Below are 19,325 nucleotides of genomic sequence, written 5' to 3' on the forward strand. Positions count from 1 at the left end.
TTTCAATCGAAATAATTTGTTGTGAGTACGTGTGACAGTGTTCTGTCTTTGTAAGGAGGTGATCCAGCCCCAGGTTCCCCTAGGGCTACCTTGTTACGACTTCACCCCAGTCATGAATCACAAAGTGGTAAGCGCCCTCCCGAAGGTTAAACTACCTACTTCTTTTGCAACCCACTCCCATGGTGTGACGGGCGGTGTGTACAAGGCCCGGGAACGTATTCACCGCGGCATTCTGATCCGCGATTACTAGCGATTCCGACTTCATGCAGTCGAGTTGCAGACTGCAATCCGGACTAGGATCGGCTTTTTGGGATTTGCTGGCTCTCGCGAGTTTGCTGCCCTCTGTACCGACCATTGTAGCACGTGTGTAGCCCTACCCATAAGGGCCATGATGACTTGACGTCGTCCCCACCTTCCTCCGGTTTATCACCGGCAGTCTCCCTAGAGTTCCCGACTTGACTCGCTGGCAACTAAGGATAAGGGTTGCGCTCGTTACGGGACTTAACCCAACATTTCACAACACGAGCTGACGACAGCCATGCAGCACCTGTCTCTCGGTTCCCGAAGGCACCAAGTCATCTCTGACAAGTTCCGAGGATGTCAAGGGTAGGTAAGGTTCTTCGCGTTGCATCGAATTAAACCACATGCTCCACCGCTTGTGCGGGCCCCCGTCAATTCATTTGAGTTTTAGCCTTGCGGCCGTACTCCCCAGGCGGTCAACTTAATACGTTAGCTCCACTACTAAGTTCTTTAAGAACCCAACAGTTAGTTGACATCGTTTACGGCGTGGACTACCAGGGTATCTAATCCTGTTTGCTACCCACGCTTTCGTACCTCAGCGTCAGTTTGAGTCCAGAGAGCCGCCTTCGCCACTGGTGTTCCTTCAGATCTCTACGCATTTCACCGCTACACCTGAAATTCCACTCTCCTCTACTCAACTCTAGTCTTCCAGTATCAAATGCAGTTCCCAGGTTAAGCCCAGGGCTTTCACATCTGACTTAAAAAACCGCCTACGCACGCTTTACGCCCAGTAATTCCGATTAACGCTTGCACCCTCCGTATTACCGCGGCTGCTGGCACGGAGTTAGCCGGTGCTTCTTGTATAGGTAATGTCAGTCTATCGGGTATTAACCGATAGGTATTCCTTCCTATTGAAAGTGCTTTACAACCCTCAGGCCTTCTTCACACACGCGGTATTGCTGGATCAGGCTTTCGCCCATTGTCCAATATTCCCCACTGCTGCCTCCCGTAGGAGTCTGGGCCGTGTCTCAGTCCCAGTGTGGCTGATCATCCTCTCAGACCAGCTACGGATCGTCGCCTTGGTAGGCCTTTACCCCACCAACTAGCTAATCCGACATAGGCTCATCTATTAGCGCCAGGCCCGAAGGTCCCCGGCTTTCATCCGTAGATCGTATGCGGTATTAGCGTGAGTTTCCCCACGTTATCCCCCACTAATAGGCAGATTCCTATGCATTACTCACCCGTCCGCCACTCATCCGGGTGCAAGCACCCTTCAGCGTTCGACTTGCATGTGTTAAGCATACCGCCAGCGTTCAATCTGAGCCATGATCAAACTCTTCAGTTTAATAATGCTTGATACTAAATAAGATTAGTATCCAATCTTGGCTCGACTACAGAACGTCGTTTCTTGCGAATTGACGTGGATTCTCTGCGCCGATAATTTCTAACAGAAACGTATCGCCACACATACCCACACAAATTATTTCGATTCATCTTGTTAAAGAGCCAGAGCATCTCGCCCTGTTGAGCCGACATATTCTACAGAACTTTCAGAAAGTGTCAACACTTTATTTTCGAAGCCAGAAACCAACAACTTCCGAAAAACCAGCCACCACAACACTACCGCAAGCCCGGCAAATCTTGCCGCTCTTCGTCGCCAACTCAGTCAGTAACGAAGAGCCGCTCATTATAGCGGTTTTCTAATTCGCGTCAAGCGTTATTTCTGCTCTGATTTAGATCAGCTCAATCAATAGGCCTTAAACTGCCCTTGATTTTCCACAAACCACTGATAAGTCGCTTTTAATCCGACTTCCAAGTTGAATTTTGGCTGCCAACCCAATGCTCTGATCTTGGAATTGTCCATCAACTTGCGAGGTGTTCCATCAGGTTTGGTTGTATCCCAAACGATCTCTCCTTCGAAACCGACAATCTTACCGACTGTTTCCGCAAGTTCACGTATCGTCACATCGACCCCGGTTCCCACATTGATATGGGACAACATGGGTTCGGTAACCGATTGGTAATGCTGCTTGTCCAGCCCCATGACATATATGCAAGCCGCCGCCATATCCTCGACATGCAAAAATTCACGCATTGCTTTGCCTGTTCCCCAAACGGTAACGCTAGCGTCACCGTTGACCTTCGCGTCATGGAATTTACGGATCATCGCTGGAATTACATGGCTATTGTCCAGATGAAAATTGTCGTTTTCTCCATATAGATTGGTCGGCATAACTGATCGAAAATCCGTGCCGTATTGTCGATTGTAAGACTCGCAAAGCTTTATCCCTGCAATTTTTGCGATAGCGTAAGGCTCATTAGTCGACTCCAATATGCCAGTCAGCAATGCGCTTTCAGCCATTGGTTGTGCGGCAAACTTCGGATAGATACACGAACTTCCTAAAAATAGGAGCTCTCGGCAGCCGGCACGCCACGCTTCGTGGATTACATTGGCTTCCATCATCAAATTTTGATAGATGAACTCCGCTGGATATTCATTGTTCGCGTGGATCCCACCCACCTTAGCCGCCGCTATAATCACCAGCTGCGGACGCTCTTGCCCCATAAATCTGCGAACCTGCTCCTGGTCGGTTAAATCCAACTCAGAGTGGGATTTGACAATAACGTTTCGATAGCCACCATTCAGCAGTTGCCGATGTATTGCCGACCCAACCATGCCGCGGTGTCCGGCCAAAAAGACTTTTTTATCCACATCGGCCACCGCATTACTCCCGACTTACCGAAACGTTGTAACCTTGATCTTTCAACAAAGCGTGTTTGCGAGCTTGCTCCAGATCGTACGCCACCATTTCCGCCACCATTTCCGAGAGCGTAATTTGAGGCACCCAACCTAGCTTTTCTTTGGCCTTGGTCGGATCGCCCAGCAAAGTTTCAACCTCTGCCGGCCTGAAATATCTCGGATCGATCGCAACTATATTCTGCCCAACTTGCAATGCGGGTGCCTTGTCGCCAGCGATAGACTCAACATAACCTTTTTCTTCGACGCCACTACCCTCCCAGCGAATCGTCACGCCCAATTCGCCGGCCGACATTTCAATGAATTGTCTTACAGAATATTGAACCCCAGTAGCAATAACAAAGTCGTCTGGCTGTTCTTGCTGCAACATCATCCACTGCATGCGGACATAATCCTTCGCATGCCCCCAATCCCTAAGTGAATCCATATTTCCCATGAATAAGCAACTATCCAAGCCAATAGCGATATTACTGAGACCGCGCGTGATTTTACGCGTCACGAAGGTCTCACCCCGGCGCGGGGATTCATGGTTGAACAAAATACCGTTACACGCATACATGCCATACGCTTCACGATAATTTACGGTGATCCAATAGGCATAAAGCTTGGCAACCGCGTAAGGAGAGCGCGGGTAAAATGGCGTAGTCTCTTTTTGTGGAATTTCCTGTACCAAGCCGTAAAGCTCGGACGTCGAAGCCTGATAAAACCGAGTCTGTTTCTCCATGCCTAAAAAGCGAATGGCTTCGAGCAATCTAAGCGTGCCGATCGCGTCGACGTCCGCAGTATATTCGGGCGATTCAAAAGATACCGCGACGTGACTCATAGCCCCCAAGTTATACACCTCATCTGGCCTAATTTCGCTCAAGATTCGAGTTAGGTTGGAACTATCGGTCAAATCGCCGTAATGCAGAAAAAACTTCGGATCGCGAATATGCGGATCCTGATAGATATGGTCGACCCGCTCGGTGTTAAACAACGACGACCGCCGCTTGATCCCATGCACTTCATAGCCTTTTTCCAACAAAAACTCTGCCAGATAAGAACCGTCCTGCCCGGTAATCCCAGTGACCAATGCTTTCTTTCTATTCACTATTGCTCCTCTACCATGTGGGGTACTGTTACAAAACCTTTAACGAAACTTGATATTAACCTGCCGACCGAACAATCGGAACGACATTTTTACCCGGCAAGTACTCGGGCAACACCGGCAGTAGTGACTTCATAAAATCCTGCAAGCGCCTGTCCGCGAACGAGATATCCTCGACTTTATCGACCGGAGTGACCAGACGAATCAGCGCCCCATCGGTGCGATTTAACGTAATCGCATCGTAAAACAAATACCATTTGACCAGAAACTCGTTAGTGACCTGCCGGCCTCGTTGATGAAACCAAAAATAGACCAATTGGCGACTATCGCCTTTTTGAATGATCGCGCGGCTGAGCTTGATGGAATCATCGCCTATCCGCATTTCCGGAAATTCGCGCTGTTCAAAACTAACGATCTGCCAACCGTCGCCCGGGATACAACTGCGCGGCGAATGCACAACCGCGCCTTTACGTTGCGATTGATAATAGGCACTATAAAAGTTGATTGAATTATGGGTGCCTTGTTGAACAAAGTTAACGATGACGTAATCCGTTAACTTCAATTCGTTCAGGTAATATTGAGTCAAATAGTCATTATGTCCGCGCCAGTCGCCTAATTGCGTCGGGAAATGCAGAAAAGCTTTACGCTGAGGGATAATATCCTCCCTACCCTTGAACTTCTCCGAAGCGAGCCCTCCTAAAACTACTAAGCATAGCACTGCGTAGACTGAGATATTTAGCACTGCGGGCGGCATTCGAGATTCGGCCCGCCCCCATTCTTCAGGGATTTGCACCAACTCGTTCATCGACAGGCGACGACCACTAATTCGGCTAAAGATCCACATTTCGACGAACAGCAGCACCATACACAACAGAAACACAGCCCAACCTTCGAAATCATGCAAAAAACCCTCGGCCATATCAGTCCCCCAGTTATCGACTAGCACGCCAATAACACCGATGCGAAAACTGTTCATAAAAATGGTCAGCGGCATGGATGACAAAAAGATCAGCAATTTTTGCCAAAACGGCCCCTTAAAGAGATAGGCGCATAAAAACGCCAAACTAGCCAGCGGAAACAGATAGCGCAAGCCGCTACAAGCATCAACCACTTGTAGCTTATAGACCCCTAGATCGATAACGTTTCCTTCTAAATACACCATGATGTCGCAGGCACGGATAAATTCCACGCCGAGCCAGGACGAGATCAATTGCAATTTAGAAGACAAATTGTTCAGGATGAAGTCCGGAAACGGCACCATGAAGATTAAGAACAACAGCGGCACCGCGCCGGTGCGTAAGCCCTGTGTTCCGAATGCCGCCGTAAAAATTGCGAACAAGGCCAGAATCAACCCGTACTGTTCCAGGGTTTTCACGGTAGCCAGGCCGCCGAGTACCAACAGCAATAAAGCGATGACCAACAAACCCAATCCCGCTAGGGACTGCCGAACTTCGCCAACCCAGGTCAGCTCATGCCGGCGAATCCATAACAGATAAGCGGAAATACAGGGGATAAAAAATCCATGACTGTATTCCTCCCTTTTCGTCCAAGTTGTCATCATTTCGTCGATACTGCCGCGAAACGCCAAACCCAGCAATAGAAGAGCTCCGCCCCATAACGCCCAGACCAATATTGGTTTATTTGTTTCCGTATTCATTCCGTTTGAAATTCCAAAAATTAAAAAAGCCACCGTCCGTCAGGGCGTCCAGCTGAACATCCACCATTTTCCCAGCTCAACGTGAATCGCGGATGACATCCGGATTAATCTTCCGCAGTCTCTGAAAAAATGGGATTGTTTTTATCGTCTTCGTGCAATTTCGCCTTTTCTTCCGGATAAATATGCCAAAACGATTGATCGATCGCACCGTTCGTGTATCCGTTTTTGCGATCGTGGGTGAACGGGCACCACCAATTTTCGACGACTTTGACCATGTAGGCGTGCCATTCGAACAGCGCAACGCTGTAAGGGCAATACCAAGTGCAATTCAAGATCCAAAACAATTTGGACTGGGCCAGGCTGAACTTAAACGACCCATCCATTGTAATTTGGTTTTTTAAGTTATAACGATGACTGGCCCGCTCCGGCAAAAAGTCACTCCAAGATTTCACGTTTTCGGCGCCGACCAGTTTTAAACTCCAGTAGGTCAGGTAGGCACTGAGAATCACAAATGGGAGCGTCAAAATCGGCAGATAAATGAATAGCAAACCAATCGCTCTGGAAATAACAGGCATTTGCTGGTGACGGCATCCGATGTTGACGCGCTCCGCGCAGGATTGGCAGGCTTTCATCTAAGTTTCTCCTCGGGTATTGTTGTTATGGTTTGCTCGGCATTGAGCAATTGGAAAATACTGCGACAACCCTCGCAGCAAAACCGTTTCAGCCCATCTCCGGTCAGCAGTTTAAAACCGCCAACCTTTACCGGTTGGCCGCACAAGGCGCACGGGTTAGGCTTCGCTGATGGCATCGCTAACTCAAAGACTCGGCGAAACAGCGCAAAAAAACGTTTTTAGATATTCTGTTTCCGGAACGGCCGGATGTATTGGGTGGTCGCTTCCCTGGCCATCCTCACCGAAAAACACCAAATGTCGATCAATATGCCTGGCCGAAGACCTCAGAATCTCGTGTAGATTATCCCGGCTCAAATGGTGAGAGCAAGAAGCGGATACCAGAATGCCGTCGGCTTCCAACACTTGCAACGCCAGATGGTTCAGCCGGCGGTAGGCCTCGTAACCGGACTTGAAATCTTTTTTGCGCTTGATCAACGCCGGCGGATCCAGGACGATGGCGTCGTAGTGCCGCCGTCCTTCCCGAGCTTGCTTGAGAAATTCGAAAACATCGCTTCGGACAAAGCCCATCTTATCGGCAACTCCGTTCAAGCCCGCACTGGCGGCCGCCAAAGTCAGGGCAGAGTCCGAGCTATCGACGCAACACACCTCGGCGGCGCCGGCCACAGCGGCCTGGATTCCCCAACCGCCGGCGTAACTGAACAAATCCAGCACTCTGGCGCCTTTGACTAGCGAGGCGAAGCGCGCCCTGGCATTGCGATGATCGTAAAACCAACCGGTCTTTTGCCCGGCCGCCACATCGATCAAGAAGCGGGTACCGTTCTCGACAATTTCCAACCGGTCGGGCAGCACCCCAAAAGCTAGCCGCGCTTCCGTGTTCAATCCTTCCAACTCCCGTTGCCCCGTGTCGTTCTTCAGCAGGACTGCTTCCGGGGCCAAAAATTCAACCAACAGCTTGACCAAAAGCTCGATGTGACATTCCATACCCACCGTGGTGATTTGAACCGATAAAACCGAACCGTAGCGATCGATCACCAAACCGGGCAATCCGTCGCTTTCGCCGAACACTAACCGGTAATAAGGTTGATCGAACAGACGTTCGCGCAATGTCAATGCCTGCCGCAAGCGTTGCCTAAAAAATTTCTCGCCGATTTTGACATTGGCTTTCCGAGTGAGTAGCCGAGCGCAAATCAAGGCATTCGGATTCAAATAGGCTGTACCCAAAGCATTGCCCGCATGATCGACCACGCAAACCAAATCGCCGGCCGCGAAGCCGTCCATTGGTGATTTTTGGCTGTCGATTTCATTACTAAACACCCAAAGGTGGCCTTGCCGCAGGCGCTTGTCTTCGTGCTTTTTTAGAAAAAGTTGCGGGTAAGTCATGCAGAGTCAAAGTAAATTTAATGCATAACCAGCGACGGATGTCGTTGGCGCGGCAAACTGTAAACGAAACGGCTTGGTCTGATCCGGATACAACATCCCCGACTCGAAATATTGTTCGGCCCAGAACACCCGCTCCGCGATCACGTTTCCGGATAAATCGGTCAACGTCAACCGTAAATTTGGCACCGCTTGCGGAAAGAGCCCATGATTGGAAAGAGCCCCGCTGAGCAAATAACTGCGGTCCGCCCCGGCTTGCAAATTCAATTGACGAAAAGTCATTGCCTTAAGGTTTCGATATGCGGGCAGCTGACAATGCACTGCCGAACATACGGCCGCCAAAATACTACGAATCGAGGGCCGATTGCTCAAGGCGGCGCCTTCGAAATAGAACATTTGCCCAATCAACAAGACCAACATTGCCAAAGCAGCATAGCCCCAAAAGCTAGGAGACCCGCTCCGCCCCGCAGTCACTTCGGAAAACCGCTCCGACCCAATGCCCGCGCCGCCATCCGAAGCGACTGCACTCAGCCGCGGTAACGCGTCGAAACAGCGGCCACACCCGCTACAAACCAGCAGGTCCCAGCAATTTCTTAATTCATCGATACTGATCGCTTGACTAAACTGGCAATGCGGGCAGCGGACGAACATGCATCACCCGACTTTGCGGGCATCCAGCCTACACCAATCGTCTTTGCTAATCGGCATCCCAACCTCCAATCCTTGCTGCCGATAGGCTTCGGCTACCGCCTCCGCCTGTTCATTCAAAATCCCAGACAAGATCAGCACTCCGCCCGGCCGAACTAGGCTTGTCAGTAACGGCGCCAGTTCGATCAGCGGTTTCGCCAATATATTGGCGACGACCACATCGCCGATAACGCCGGAAAACTGCTCGGGCAAATAATAATTGATTCTGGCTTGGACAGTATTTTTCTCGGCATTGTAGCGACTCGCTTCCAGTGCTTGCGGATCGATATCGACGGCGTGAGCGTACTTACCTCCCAACAACAATCCGGCAACCGCCAAAATCCCCGATCCACAACCGTAATCGATCAAATCCATGGCTTCGACCGAATGCGTGGCCAACCATTCGAGACACAATGCCGTGGTCGGATGCGTACCGGTACCGAAGGCCAAGCCGGGATCCAGCGTCATACACACCGAGCCGGATTCGCTCCGTTCCTGGCCGCTAGGACAAACCCACAAGCGTTCACCGAACTTCATCGGTTGAAAATGCTCCATCCAGGCCCGCTCCCAAACCTGATCTTGCAACACTTCCGCTACCCATTCCTGTAGCGGCCGCCCGACAAACTGGTTAAACGTCAAGGTATGGACGATGTCCGGATCGGTGTCCAACTCAAACAGACCGGTCACTCGGGTACGAGTCCATATTTTAGTTTGATCGATGGCTGGTTCGTAAACTGGCTCGTCTTCGGCGTCGCTGTAAGTCACTGAAACAGCGCCCAACTCGCTGAAGAAGTCGGATACTTCGGGTGCGGTGACTTCGTCGGTCACGACGGAAATTTGATGCCAGGCCATAAAGACGTCGAAGCAGGAGCTTCCGGCCTGTCATCGTCAAGCGATAACAGACCGGAAAGCGGTTTAATGGATACCCAGTTTCTTTTCCAGATAATGGATGTTCTGGCACCCTTGCGCAAATGCCGCGTCCGCCATGATACTCTGCTGCAACGGAATATTGGTTTTAATACCGTCAATCACCATTTCGCTGAGCGCGGTCTTCATTCGGGCAATGGCACTAGCTCTATCGTCGCCGTGAGCGATCAACTTCCCTATCATGGAATCGTAATACGGCGGCACTTTATAACCGTTGTAAATATGCGTTTCGCAACGTATCCCCGGGCCACCCGGCATATGGAATTGTTCTATCACGCCAGGACAAGGCATAAAAGTCTTGGGATCCTCGGCATTCAAGCGGCATTCGATCGCATGGCCGGTAAACACGACCTGTTCCTGAGTAATCGAAAGTTTCTCACCGGCCGCGATCCGCAGTTGTTCCTTAACGATATCGAAGCCGGTGATCATTTCGGTCACAGGGTGCTCGACTTGAACCCGCGTATTCATCTCGATAAAGTAAAACTCGCCTTTTTCGTATAGGAATTCGAAAGTGCCGGCACCCAAATAACCGATCTCACGACACGCCAATGCGCAACGTTCACCCATCTGTTTGCGCTGCTCCGGCGTAATACCCGGCGCGGGCGCTTCCTCCACCACTTTCTGGTGACGGCGCTGCATCGAACAGTCGCGCTCGCCCAGATGTATGGCGTTGCCATGGGAATCGGCCAAAACCTGAAATTCGATATGCCGAGGATCTTCCAGGAATTTTTCCATATACACCGTACTGTTGCCAAATGCGGTCCCAGCTTCGGCTTTGGTCAGGTTGATGGCGTTCAACAACGCGCTCTCGGTATGCACGGTACGCATGCCGCGTCCGCCGCCACCGCCCGCCGCCTTGATGATCACCGGATAGCCGATTTCCCTGGCCATTTTCAGGTTGGTGTCGTCATCGTCTCCCAACGGATCCCCGTTGCCCGGCACGCAGGGAATCCCGGCTGCCTGCATCGCTTTTTTCGCGGAGATCTTGTCGCCCATCATCCGAATGGTATCCGGTTTAGGGCCTATGAACACAAAACCACTCTGACTGACTTTCTCGGAAAAATCGGCATTTTCCGATAAAAAACCGTAACCCGGATGTATCGCCTCGGCATCGGTCACCTCCGCCGCGCTAATGATGGCCGGGATATTCAGATAGCTTGCCGACGACGCGGCGGGACCGATACAGACCGCTTCGTCGGCCAAGCGAACGTGTTTCAGATCGCGGTCGGCTTCGGAATACACCGCCACGGTTTTGACGCCCAGCTCTCGACAAGCTCTCAAGATGCGCAATGCGATCTCGCCGCGATTGGCGATAACTATTTTTTCGAACATAGCCCCCCCTATAGTCCGTTATTCAATAATGAACAAAGGTTGGCCGTATTCGACCGGATGGGCGTTTTCAACCAGAATTTGCTTAATCTTGCCGCTCTTGTCCGCTTCAATCTGATTGAGGATTTTCATCGCCTCGATGATGCAAAGCGTTTGGCCAACGCTGACAGTTTGTCCGAGCTCGACAAAGGCCGCGGAGCCCGGCGACGCGGAGCGATAAAAGGTACCGACCATCGGCGATTTGACGACATGGCCGCTCACTTTTTCCTCGACCGGAGCAGAAACCGGCGCCGATGCGGCTGCAGGCGCGGCGGCTACCGGAGCCGGAGCTTGGGTAAACACCGGTGCCGGTGCCGATGAAGAATAACGGCTGATGCGTACCGACTCCTCGCCCTCGCTAATTTCTATCTCAGCAATATCGGATTCTTCGATAAGATCGATCAATTTTTTTATTTTTCTAATATCCATTGTTCTGAGTTCTCGTTAATAAAATCTGATGGGCGGCTTGCAAAGCCAATTCGTAACCGTGCGCTCCCAATCCGCAAATCACACCGACGGCGATATCGGAAAAGTAAGAGTGACTCCGGAACGGCTCGCGGGCATGCACATTGGACAAATGCACTTCGATGAAGGCAATCTTGGTGGCTAACAAGGCATCGCGGATTGCCACGCTAGTATGGGTAAAAGCGGCCGGATTGATCAATATAAAGTCAACGCCGCGCTGGTATGCCTGATGAATATGGTCGATCAGTTCGTGTTCGGCATTGCTCTGCATGAAATCCAACTCATGGCCCAACTCGGAGGCCAACCGATCGAGTTTTTCATGTATGTCGCTCAAGGTTTGCTTGCCGTAAATTCCCGGTTCCCGGACACCTAACAGGTTCAAATTGGGTCCGTTTAGAACGGTGATGATCGCCATGCAAAGTGAAAACGAAGGTTGATCGAATAGGCGGGAATTCTGCCTAATTTGTGTGTTTTTGTCCAGATAAACTGATTTATATCCATTAACACGACATTTTCCGGACAAATCGCTTATTTTTTCGACAGCATTCCTTCCAGCACTTCCAGCGCTTGGGTTCGAGTCAATTCGCCGAGCTGACGATGCACGATCCGGCCTTGTCTGTCGATGATAACCGTGAACGGCACGGTATTAATCACGTTACCGAGTTGATGAGCCAGCGCGATACCGTTATCGCCGCCGATTAAAATTGGATAGTTGACCGGCCGGCGCTGCAAGTACTCGAGTACCGGCGGCTTGTCTTCGATCGCGACACCGACAAAACGCACGCCGCGACCGCCAAATTCCTGCTGAATTTTGACGAATTCCGTCATCTCCTTTAAGCAGGGCGGACACCAAGTCGCCCAAAAGTTGACGATGACAATATCGCCGCGCCATTGACGGAGGGCTTGCGGCTTGTCATCCAAATCCGGCAACGTGAAATCGGCCGCCAGGGGAACCTCGGCTTCGGCCCCAGGCTGAACCGAGCGGAAATACCAACCGCCGCCCAAGGCCAGAAGCCCGATTAGAATTCCAACCGACACCATCGCGAATTTTCGGGTCATAAGCCTTTCAATGTTTGTAAAAAAGTCTCGGCATCTTGATATCCGATCACTCGGCGATCAGCTTTCTCGCGACCGTCGGCTCCGAAAAATATAATGCCGGGCGGCCCGATCAAGTCGAAGCGTTTCAGCAAAGCCTGATCGGCATCGCTATTGTCGGTCACATCCGCTTGCAGTAACACGAAACCGGCCAACGTTTGTTTCACAGCCGAATCCGCAAAGGTATAGGCTTCCATTTCCTTGCAGGAAATGCACCACTCGGCATAGAAATCCAGCATGACAGACTTGCCGGCCGACGCCGCTTGCTGGATACGCTGCTCAAGTTCGGCCAGCGTCTTAACCCGTTCGAACAGCGGCTTGGACGCGGCTTCTGCCCTACCGCCCGCAAATACGCCCCGCATCGGCTGGAGGGGATTAGTGTTACCGGCGCTCAACCCGATTAACTCCAAGATGCCCAACACCAACAAAATGATGCCGACGCCCTTCCACAACTTGCGCCAACCCGACGCCGAATCGGGCAACGGGTCGATGGCGTTCAAGAAGATCGCGGGAATGACCAACAGCATTGCATACAAAAACATCGACGCTTGGGCTGGAATCACCCGCGCCAACATCCAAACCGCCACCGCCAGCATTAACACGCCAAACACGCTTTTGGTCGTATTCAGCCAGGCCCCGGCCTTGGGCAACAAGCGGCCCGCGGATGCCCCCAGCAGCAACAGCGGCATTCCCATGCCCAAACCCATCGCGAACAACGCCGACCCGCCCAGCCAGACATCGCCGGTCTGACCGATATAGATCAACGCAGCCGCCAACGGTGCGGCAACGCACGGGCCGACCACCAGCGACGACAAAGCCCCCATGATCGCCGCGCCCCAATACGAACCGTCTCGATGGCGGTCGCTAGAGCGATGCAAGCGTTCCTGCAACGCTTTCGGCACTTCCAGGTTGTAAAAACCGAACATCGACAACGACAGCAACACAAACAAACCGGCGAATACCGCAATCACCCAGGGCTGCTGAAAAATTACCTGCAAATTGCTGCCGAACTGGGCCGCCAACACACCGAAGACGGTGTACATCGTCGCCGACGCCAAAACATAGCTCAACGACAGCAAGAACGCCTTGCGTGTACCGATGTCGCCATGACCGACAATAATGCCGGACAAAATCGGAATCATCGGAAATACGCAAGGGGTAAAGGCCAGCAATAGACCAAAACCGAAGAAACTCAGCCAAGTCAGCGGCAGACTGTCGCGGCGCAGGGCATCGACGATACGATCCTGCTCCGACACCACCGGCGGCGTTGACGCGACAACGGCAGAAAGCTCGGCCGATTCGGCGGCTTCCGGCAACGCCACCTCGACGACTTGTTGCATAGGCGGATAGCAGACGCCGCGATCGGCGCAACCTTGAAACTTGGCCAGTACTTGCAAGGTCTCGGCGGCACGATTGTCTCGCGTCAGCGGGATATCCACACTGACATTCCGTCGGTAAATTTGCACCTGCCCGAATTCCTCGTCGTGGTACGCCTCGCCTTCCGGCAATTGCAACGGCGTCAAGGCGGAGTGGGCCGGCGTTTTAAGTTGCACGGCCAGCTTATCCTTGTACAAATAATAACCGTCGGCAATCCGCCAATTCACCCGTAGCACGTTGGCGCCCACCGCCTCGGCAAAAAACTGAAAGGCTTGCTCCGGCGGCAATAATTCGCTGGAAAACAATCCCGGCGTCAGACCTTTCAGACCTTGCACGAATTGATTTAAGCCACCGGTCGCCGAGGCCCCGACAGTCGCAACCGGCAAGTCGATATCCAGCACCACTTTCTGCGGCGGATAACACACCCCGACATCCGCGCAACCTTGATATTTGACCAACAACTTCAACTGCCGCTCGTGCGTGCCGTTGATCAACGGCAGTTTGACGTCCAGATTGTCCCGATAGACCACGACATCGCCGAGTGTCGCGTCATGCTCTTCCGCGCCGGTCGGTAATGGCACCGTAGCGAGGGAGATTGACTCGGTCCGCGACTGAATCTTAATTTTGTCGCGGTACAAATGATAGCCGTCGGCAATCCGCCAGTTCAGTGCGACATGCTCCGTATCGCTGGCGGCGACAGTCAAACGAAAGGCTTGGTCGGGAGGCAAAAAATCCTGACTGTCCAAGGCCACCGCGTGAGTAAAAAACCCGAACAGCAAAAACAGCGAGATCAATCGATAGCAAGGCATGAATTCATCCAATGTAAATAATCCGCCGAACCGCGTTCGATCGGCAGCGCGATAATTTCGGGCACGTCATAGGGATGCAGTTGCTTCAGCAAAGCCTCCAATTCGGCGTAGCGTTCGCGATGACTTTTAATCAGCAGTAAATGTTCCCCGGCCGATTCGATGGCACCCTGCCATGCGTACACCGAGCGAACGCCCGGCAAGATGTTGACGCAAGCCGCCAATTTAGCGGCAACCAGTTCGCGCGCCAGATGCTCGGCGATGTCGGCATCCGGGCAAGTACAAAAGATTAACAATGGCATATCGATATTATCCTGGAAATCCGCCGGATATGCTTTTAGTATTGCTGGTTTTTTCGCTGATCGAGACCGCCATGAAACCCTTGCCCTTTCTGTTAGCCGCCATTTTGATCGTCCCGTTCGTGGAAATTTATCTGCTATTGATGGTCGGCGGCATCATCGGCGTCTTGCCGACGATATTTCTGGTGATTTTTACCGCCGCACTGGGGACTTGGTTGCTGCGTACGCAGGGGTTCGCCACCTGGCAACGCTTTCAAGCGGCATTGCGGCAAGGCGAGATTCCGGCTTATGAAATGATTGAAGGTCCGATTTTATTGGTTGGCGGCGCACTGTTGCTGACACCGGGCTTTTTCACCGACGCGATCGGCTTCGCCTGCTTGGTGCCTGGATTGCGCCGAAAAATTGCTCAATACGTGTTGGAACGCTATTTGGTACCGATGGCGGGTAGTTCCACCGCCGGTGCTCAGCGGGTGGTCATTGACGGCGAATACAAAAAACAGGACTAAGCCGGCGACCCAGGGCTCTCGCCATCGGCCGCCGGAACAATATTATTGGCTGTCGGCGTTTTGGTTCAATGTGTTTTTATCGAAGCCGGAATAGGCGGGACACCAGCCGAAATAACTGGTCGCGATCAGAACGCCGCCGACCAATAACATCAGGATGCTGGCGGTAAACAGGGAAACAAACACCAGTACGATGCCGGAAACCATGCGGACTTTCTTATCTTTGTCGCCGATATTGTGTTCAAACTTGATCAAACGTTTATAATCGAAGCTCATCTCCAATCCTCTCTGTGTAGTATTTATTGTTAGTCCTGACGCAAGGCTTTCCCTCAAGAGCTCGCAAATATACACAGCTCCCCAAATTCTGCAAGTTATTAAAATGGACGTCTCAACGATAATCGCGCCGCTGAACGACGATCAGCGCCTGGCCGTTTCCGCGCCGATGCAGGCCATGCTGGTCCTGGCGGGAGCCGGCAGCGGCAAAACCCGAGTGTTGGTACACCGCATCGCTTGGCACGTACAAATCAACCACATATCGCCCTATCACATCCTGGCCGTCACGTTTACCAACAAAGCCGCCAATGAAATGCGCCACCGCATCGAGGAATTGCTGAATACCTCGGCGCGCTCGATGTGGATAGGCACCTTTCACGGCCTGGCTCACCGCCTGCTACGCCAACACGCCAAGCAAGCCAAATTGCCAGACACCTTTCAGGTCATGGACAGCGACGACCAATTGCGCATCGTCAAACGTTTGCTAAAAAGCCTGGAGCTGGACGACAGCAAGTGGCCGGCCAAGCAAGTGCAATGGTTCATCAACGCCCAAAAGGACGAGGGCATCCGCGCCCGCCACATGTCGCAAGCCGACGACTTTTACCACCGGCAAATGCAACGCATCTATCTGGCCTACGAAGAACTCTGCGACCGCTCCGGCTTGGTCGACTTCGCCGAGCTGCTGCTGCGCGCCCACGAACTGTTGCGCGACAACGAAGACTTGCTGGCCTTTTACCGCGAGCGCTTCCGGCAAGTCCACGTCGACGAGTTCCAAGATACCAACACGATCCAGTATGCTTGGCTACGCCTGCTGACCGAAGGCAACAACAATCTGTTCGTCGTTGGCGACGACGACCAATCCATCTACGGCTGGCGCGGCGCCAAGATCGAAAACATTTTCGCCTTCCAAAAACATTATCCGGAACACGGCATCGTCAGACTGGAGCAGAACTATCGCTCCACCGGCCACATTCTCAAGGCCGCCAATGTGTTGATCGCCAACAACGAAAACCGGATGGGCAAGGAGCTGTGGACGGCGGCCGGCGACGGCCACGCAATAGGGGTTTACGCGGCTTTCAACGAACAGGACGAAGCCTATTTTGTCGTCGAAAAAATCAGACAATGGGTACGCGACGGCGGCCTGCGTAGCGAAGTCGCTATTCTTTACCGCTCCAACGCCCAATCCCGACAATTCGAGGAGCGCTTAATGACCACGGCCGTGCCCTACCGGGTCTACGGCGGCTTGCGCTTCTTCGAACGGATGGAAATCAAGAACGCTCTGGCCTATTTACGCCTGTCCAGCAATAGGGACGACGAAGCCTCATTCGAGCGAGTAGTCAACACGCCGACGCGCGGCATCGGCGCGAAAACGCTGGACGACATGCGTATTCTGGCGCGGGAACGCGGCGTTTCGCTTTGGCGAGCCGCCGAGTGCATGCTGGGCGAAAAGCAACTGAGCGCCCGTGCCGCCAATGCCCTGCAAGGCTTCATGAATCTGATCGAGGCCATAGCCCTGGCGACCGACGGCATGAACCTCTACGAGACCGTCAAATACGTCGTCGAGGCCAGCGGCCTGATCGAACTGTATAAAAAAGAAAAACAGGACAAGGGCGAAGCCAGGGTCGAAAACCTGGAAGAGCTGGTCAACGCCGCCAAGCTGTTCGATTACGACAGTGAAAACGCCGAAAACCTGTCGGAACTGGATATGTTCCTGGCGCATGCCGCGCTGGAAGCCGGCGAAATGCAGGGAGAAGCCGACCAGGACTGCGTGCAATTAATGACTTTACATTCCGCCAAGGGCTTGGAATTCAAACTGGTCTTTCTGGTCGGCATGGAGGAAGGTCTGTTTCCGTCGCAGCAAGCGGTTGACGAACCCGGCCGTTTGCAGGAAGAACGCCGGCTGTGTTATGTCGGCATCACCCGCGCGATGCAACAACTTTACCTGACCTATGCCGAGTCGCGCCGCTTATATGGCAAGGACAGCTATCCGAGACCGTCGCGCTTTCTTCGGGAAATCCCCCCGGAAGCCCTGACCGAAATTCGCCTGCGCGCCAACGTCACCCGCCCAGCCTCATCCAGTCCGGCCACGCTAGGCTCGATGGTCGATCAGAACGCCAGTTTTCGGCTGGGTCAGGCGGTCAGGCACGAGAAATTCGGCGAAGGCGTGGTGTTGCAAACCGAGGGCAGCGGCGACCAAGAAAAGGTACAGATCAATTTCCGCAACGCCGGCATCAAATGGCTGATGTTGGCTTATGCCAAATTGGACAAGGCATAAAAAAGCCGCCGTCCGAAAACTCTCGGACGGCGGCTTAAGCAGTAACGTCGATTAACCGGCGAAATCTTCGTGCACGGTAATGACTTTCAACGAGTTGGTACCGCCGCTATGACCGGTGGCATCGCCCTTGGTGATGATGAAAGAATCGCCGTCGGCAACTAAACCACGATTTCTTAATTTTTCGATGATGTAACGGTTGACCTCCGCGTTCGCCATTTTTTCGTGCGTGAACGGAATCGGGAACACACCGCGATACAGAGTAACCCGGCCCAAGGTTTTCTCGTGACTACTGAACGCGTAGATCGGAATGCCCGAGCTGATCCGCGACATCCACAACGGCGTCGAGCCGGTTTCGGTCAACGAGGCGATCCCGCTGATCTTGGTGTGGTTGGCCATGTACATCGCCGACATCGCAATCGCTTCGTCCACATGATCAAAGCTATCGGTCATCCGATGCTTGGACTTGATCACCGCAGGCTGCTTCTCGGTTTCCATGCAGATGCGCACCATCGCTTCGACCGTTTTGACCGGATGTTTGCCGGATGCGGTTTCCGCCGACAACATGATCGCATCGGTTCCGTCGACGATCGCATTCGCAACGTCGAAAACCTCGGCGCGTGTCGGAATCGGGTTTTCGATCATCGACTCCATCATCTGAGTCGCCGTGATCACCGCCCGGTTCAATTCGCGAGAACGTTTGATCAAATGCTTTTGTGCCGCCGGCAGATTGGCGTCGCCGATCTCCACACCCAAGTCGCCTCGGGCCACCATGATCACATCCGAGGCCATGATGATTTCGTCGATGACCTCCATGGCTTCTGCGCGCTCGACCTTGGCCACCAAGCCCGCGGTAGAGCCGGCGGCCAACAGCAAGGCACGCGCTTCGTGCATGTCGTCGGCGGTACGCGGAAAGGAAATCGCCACGTAATCGGCCTGGATGATCGCGATGGTCTTGATGTCTTCCTTGTCTTTGTCGGTCAATGCCGCAGCCGACAAACCGCCGCCCAACAAGTTGATGCCCTTGTTGTTGGATAGATCGCCGCCGACGACGACCTTGGTATTCACCCGGGCGTTGTCCACGACATTCACGACGTCCAGCACCACCCGACCGTCATCCAGCAGCAAGCGCGTGCCCGGCTTGACTTCCCGAGCCAGCGGCTCGTAGCTGATGCCGACCTGGGTGTTGTCGCCGTCCAGTTTGCCGAGGTTGATGTCCAGCGCAAAGTCCTGGCCTTCTTCCAGCCAAACTTTGTTTTCCTTGAAGCGCTCGATACGGATTTTAGGGCCTTGCAAGTCGGCCAAAATGCCGACCCGGCGACCGCTTTTTTTGCTCAACTCGCGAACCCGGTTGGCGCGATCAATGTGATCTTGCGCCGAACCGTGCGAGAAATTTAAACGGACAACATCGATGCCTGCCTTGAACAAATCTTCAAGCACGCCGGGTTTGTCCGTGGCGGGTCCCAGCGTCGCCAGGATTTTTGTTCTACGTAACTGCATGT

The 19,325-nt window shown here is 52.9% G+C and carries 17 protein-coding genes and 1 rRNA gene; 2 read left to right on the top strand and 16 right to left on the bottom strand.

From position 1 onward, the window contains the following. Window positions 1–51: 51 nt before the first annotated feature. From ACQE3E_RS16880 to cutA, 14 genes are all read right to left on the bottom strand, one after another. A 16S ribosomal RNA gene (locus ACQE3E_RS16880) occupies window positions 52–1,585 on the bottom strand. A gap of 402 nt (window positions 1,586–1,987) precedes the next feature. Next, window positions 1,988–2,962: a GDP-L-fucose synthase gene (gene fcl, locus ACQE3E_RS16885; RefSeq protein WP_313729661.1), complete on the bottom strand. Its 975-nt coding sequence runs from the start codon at window positions 2,960–2,962 to the stop codon at window positions 1,988–1,990. A 4-nt stretch (window positions 2,963–2,966) separates the two neighbouring features. Continuing rightward, on the bottom strand, window positions 2,967–4,088 hold the full coding sequence (gmd, locus tag ACQE3E_RS16890; RefSeq protein WP_064031511.1) for a GDP-mannose 4,6-dehydratase: 1,122 nt from the start codon (window positions 4,086–4,088) through the stop codon (window positions 2,967–2,969). A 55-nt stretch (window positions 4,089–4,143) separates the two neighbouring features. Further along, complete coding sequence (gene xrtD, locus ACQE3E_RS16895; protein WP_427500863.1) at window positions 4,144–5,775, bottom strand: VPLPA-CTERM-specific exosortase XrtD; 1,632 nt, start codon at window positions 5,773–5,775, stop codon at window positions 4,144–4,146. Between the two features lie 71 nt (window positions 5,776–5,846). After that, complete coding sequence (locus ACQE3E_RS16900; protein WP_313729659.1) at window positions 5,847–6,374, bottom strand: hypothetical protein; 528 nt, start codon at window positions 6,372–6,374, stop codon at window positions 5,847–5,849. A gap of 183 nt (window positions 6,375–6,557) precedes the next feature. After that, window positions 6,558–7,754: a class I SAM-dependent rRNA methyltransferase gene (locus ACQE3E_RS16905; RefSeq protein ID WP_071155502.1), complete on the bottom strand. Its 1,197-nt coding sequence runs from the start codon at window positions 7,752–7,754 to the stop codon at window positions 6,558–6,560. A 6-nt stretch (window positions 7,755–7,760) separates the two neighbouring features. Continuing rightward, window positions 7,761–8,402: a DUF3426 domain-containing protein gene (locus tag ACQE3E_RS16910; RefSeq protein WP_313729658.1), complete on the bottom strand. Its 642-nt coding sequence runs from the start codon at window positions 8,400–8,402 to the stop codon at window positions 7,761–7,763. A 3-nt stretch (window positions 8,403–8,405) separates the two neighbouring features. Beyond that, a complete protein-coding gene (gene prmA / locus ACQE3E_RS16915) occupies window positions 8,406–9,290 on the bottom strand; it encodes a 50S ribosomal protein L11 methyltransferase (RefSeq protein ID WP_071155498.1) in 885 nt (294 codons plus the stop codon). A gap of 63 nt (window positions 9,291–9,353) precedes the next feature. Beyond that, a complete protein-coding gene (gene accC / locus ACQE3E_RS16920) occupies window positions 9,354–10,697 on the bottom strand; it encodes an acetyl-CoA carboxylase biotin carboxylase subunit (RefSeq protein WP_064031517.1) in 1,344 nt (447 codons plus the stop codon). A gap of 18 nt (window positions 10,698–10,715) precedes the next feature. Continuing rightward, window positions 10,716–11,162 carry an acetyl-CoA carboxylase biotin carboxyl carrier protein gene (gene accB / locus ACQE3E_RS16925; RefSeq protein WP_168032507.1) on the bottom strand — a complete coding sequence of 149 codons (447 nt, stop codon included), beginning with the start codon at window positions 11,160–11,162 and terminating at the stop codon, window positions 10,716–10,718. Further along, window positions 11,152–11,613, bottom strand: coding sequence for a type II 3-dehydroquinate dehydratase (gene aroQ, locus ACQE3E_RS16930; protein ID WP_168032506.1), 462 nt, complete (start codon window positions 11,611–11,613; stop codon window positions 11,152–11,154). The genes accB and aroQ overlap by 11 nt, the downstream gene beginning before the upstream one ends. Before the next feature lie 113 nt (window positions 11,614–11,726). Then, the gene (locus ACQE3E_RS16935; protein WP_313729657.1) at window positions 11,727–12,257 is read right to left on the bottom strand and encodes a TlpA family protein disulfide reductase; all 531 of its coding nucleotides are present in this window, start codon (window positions 12,255–12,257) and stop codon (window positions 11,727–11,729) included. Further along, entirely contained in the window at window positions 12,254–14,479 is a 2,226-nt protein-coding gene (dsbD, locus tag ACQE3E_RS16940) for a protein-disulfide reductase DsbD (RefSeq protein ID WP_313729656.1), read from the bottom strand. The genes ACQE3E_RS16935 and dsbD overlap by 4 nt, the downstream gene beginning before the upstream one ends. Then, window positions 14,461–14,778, bottom strand: a complete 318-nt coding sequence (gene cutA, locus ACQE3E_RS16945; RefSeq protein ID WP_064031522.1) for a divalent-cation tolerance protein CutA — start codon at window positions 14,776–14,778, stop codon at window positions 14,461–14,463. The genes dsbD and cutA overlap by 19 nt, the downstream gene beginning before the upstream one ends. Window positions 14,779–14,849: 71 nt before the next feature. On the opposite strand from cutA, the gene ACQE3E_RS16950 reads away from it, so the two are divergent. Continuing rightward, window positions 14,850–15,281: an FxsA family protein gene (locus tag ACQE3E_RS16950; RefSeq protein ID WP_281020999.1), complete on the top strand. Its 432-nt coding sequence runs from the start codon at window positions 14,850–14,852 to the stop codon at window positions 15,279–15,281. A gap of 42 nt (window positions 15,282–15,323) precedes the next feature. Here the strand turns inward: ACQE3E_RS16950 and ACQE3E_RS16955 are convergent, their stop codons facing one another. After that, window positions 15,324–15,554: a YgaP family membrane protein gene (locus ACQE3E_RS16955; protein WP_064031523.1), complete on the bottom strand. Its 231-nt coding sequence runs from the start codon at window positions 15,552–15,554 to the stop codon at window positions 15,324–15,326. A gap of 103 nt (window positions 15,555–15,657) precedes the next feature. On the opposite strand from ACQE3E_RS16955, the gene uvrD reads away from it, so the two are divergent. After that, the gene (gene uvrD / locus ACQE3E_RS16960) at window positions 15,658–17,826 is read left to right on the top strand and encodes a DNA helicase II (RefSeq protein ID WP_281021001.1); all 2,169 of its coding nucleotides are present in this window, start codon (window positions 15,658–15,660) and stop codon (window positions 17,824–17,826) included. Between the two features lie 51 nt (window positions 17,827–17,877). On the opposite strand, the gene pyk is transcribed toward uvrD, so the two are convergent. Continuing rightward, on the bottom strand, window positions 17,878–19,323 hold the full coding sequence (gene pyk, locus ACQE3E_RS16965) for a pyruvate kinase (protein ID WP_064031525.1): 1,446 nt from the start codon (window positions 19,321–19,323) through the stop codon (window positions 17,878–17,880). Between the last annotated feature and the right edge of the window lie 2 nt (window positions 19,324–19,325).

The sequence above is a fragment of the Methylomonas sp. MED-D genome, from assembly GCF_050276835.1.
GTDB lineage: Bacteria > Pseudomonadota > Gammaproteobacteria > Methylococcales > Methylomonadaceae > Methylomonas > Methylomonas koyamae_A.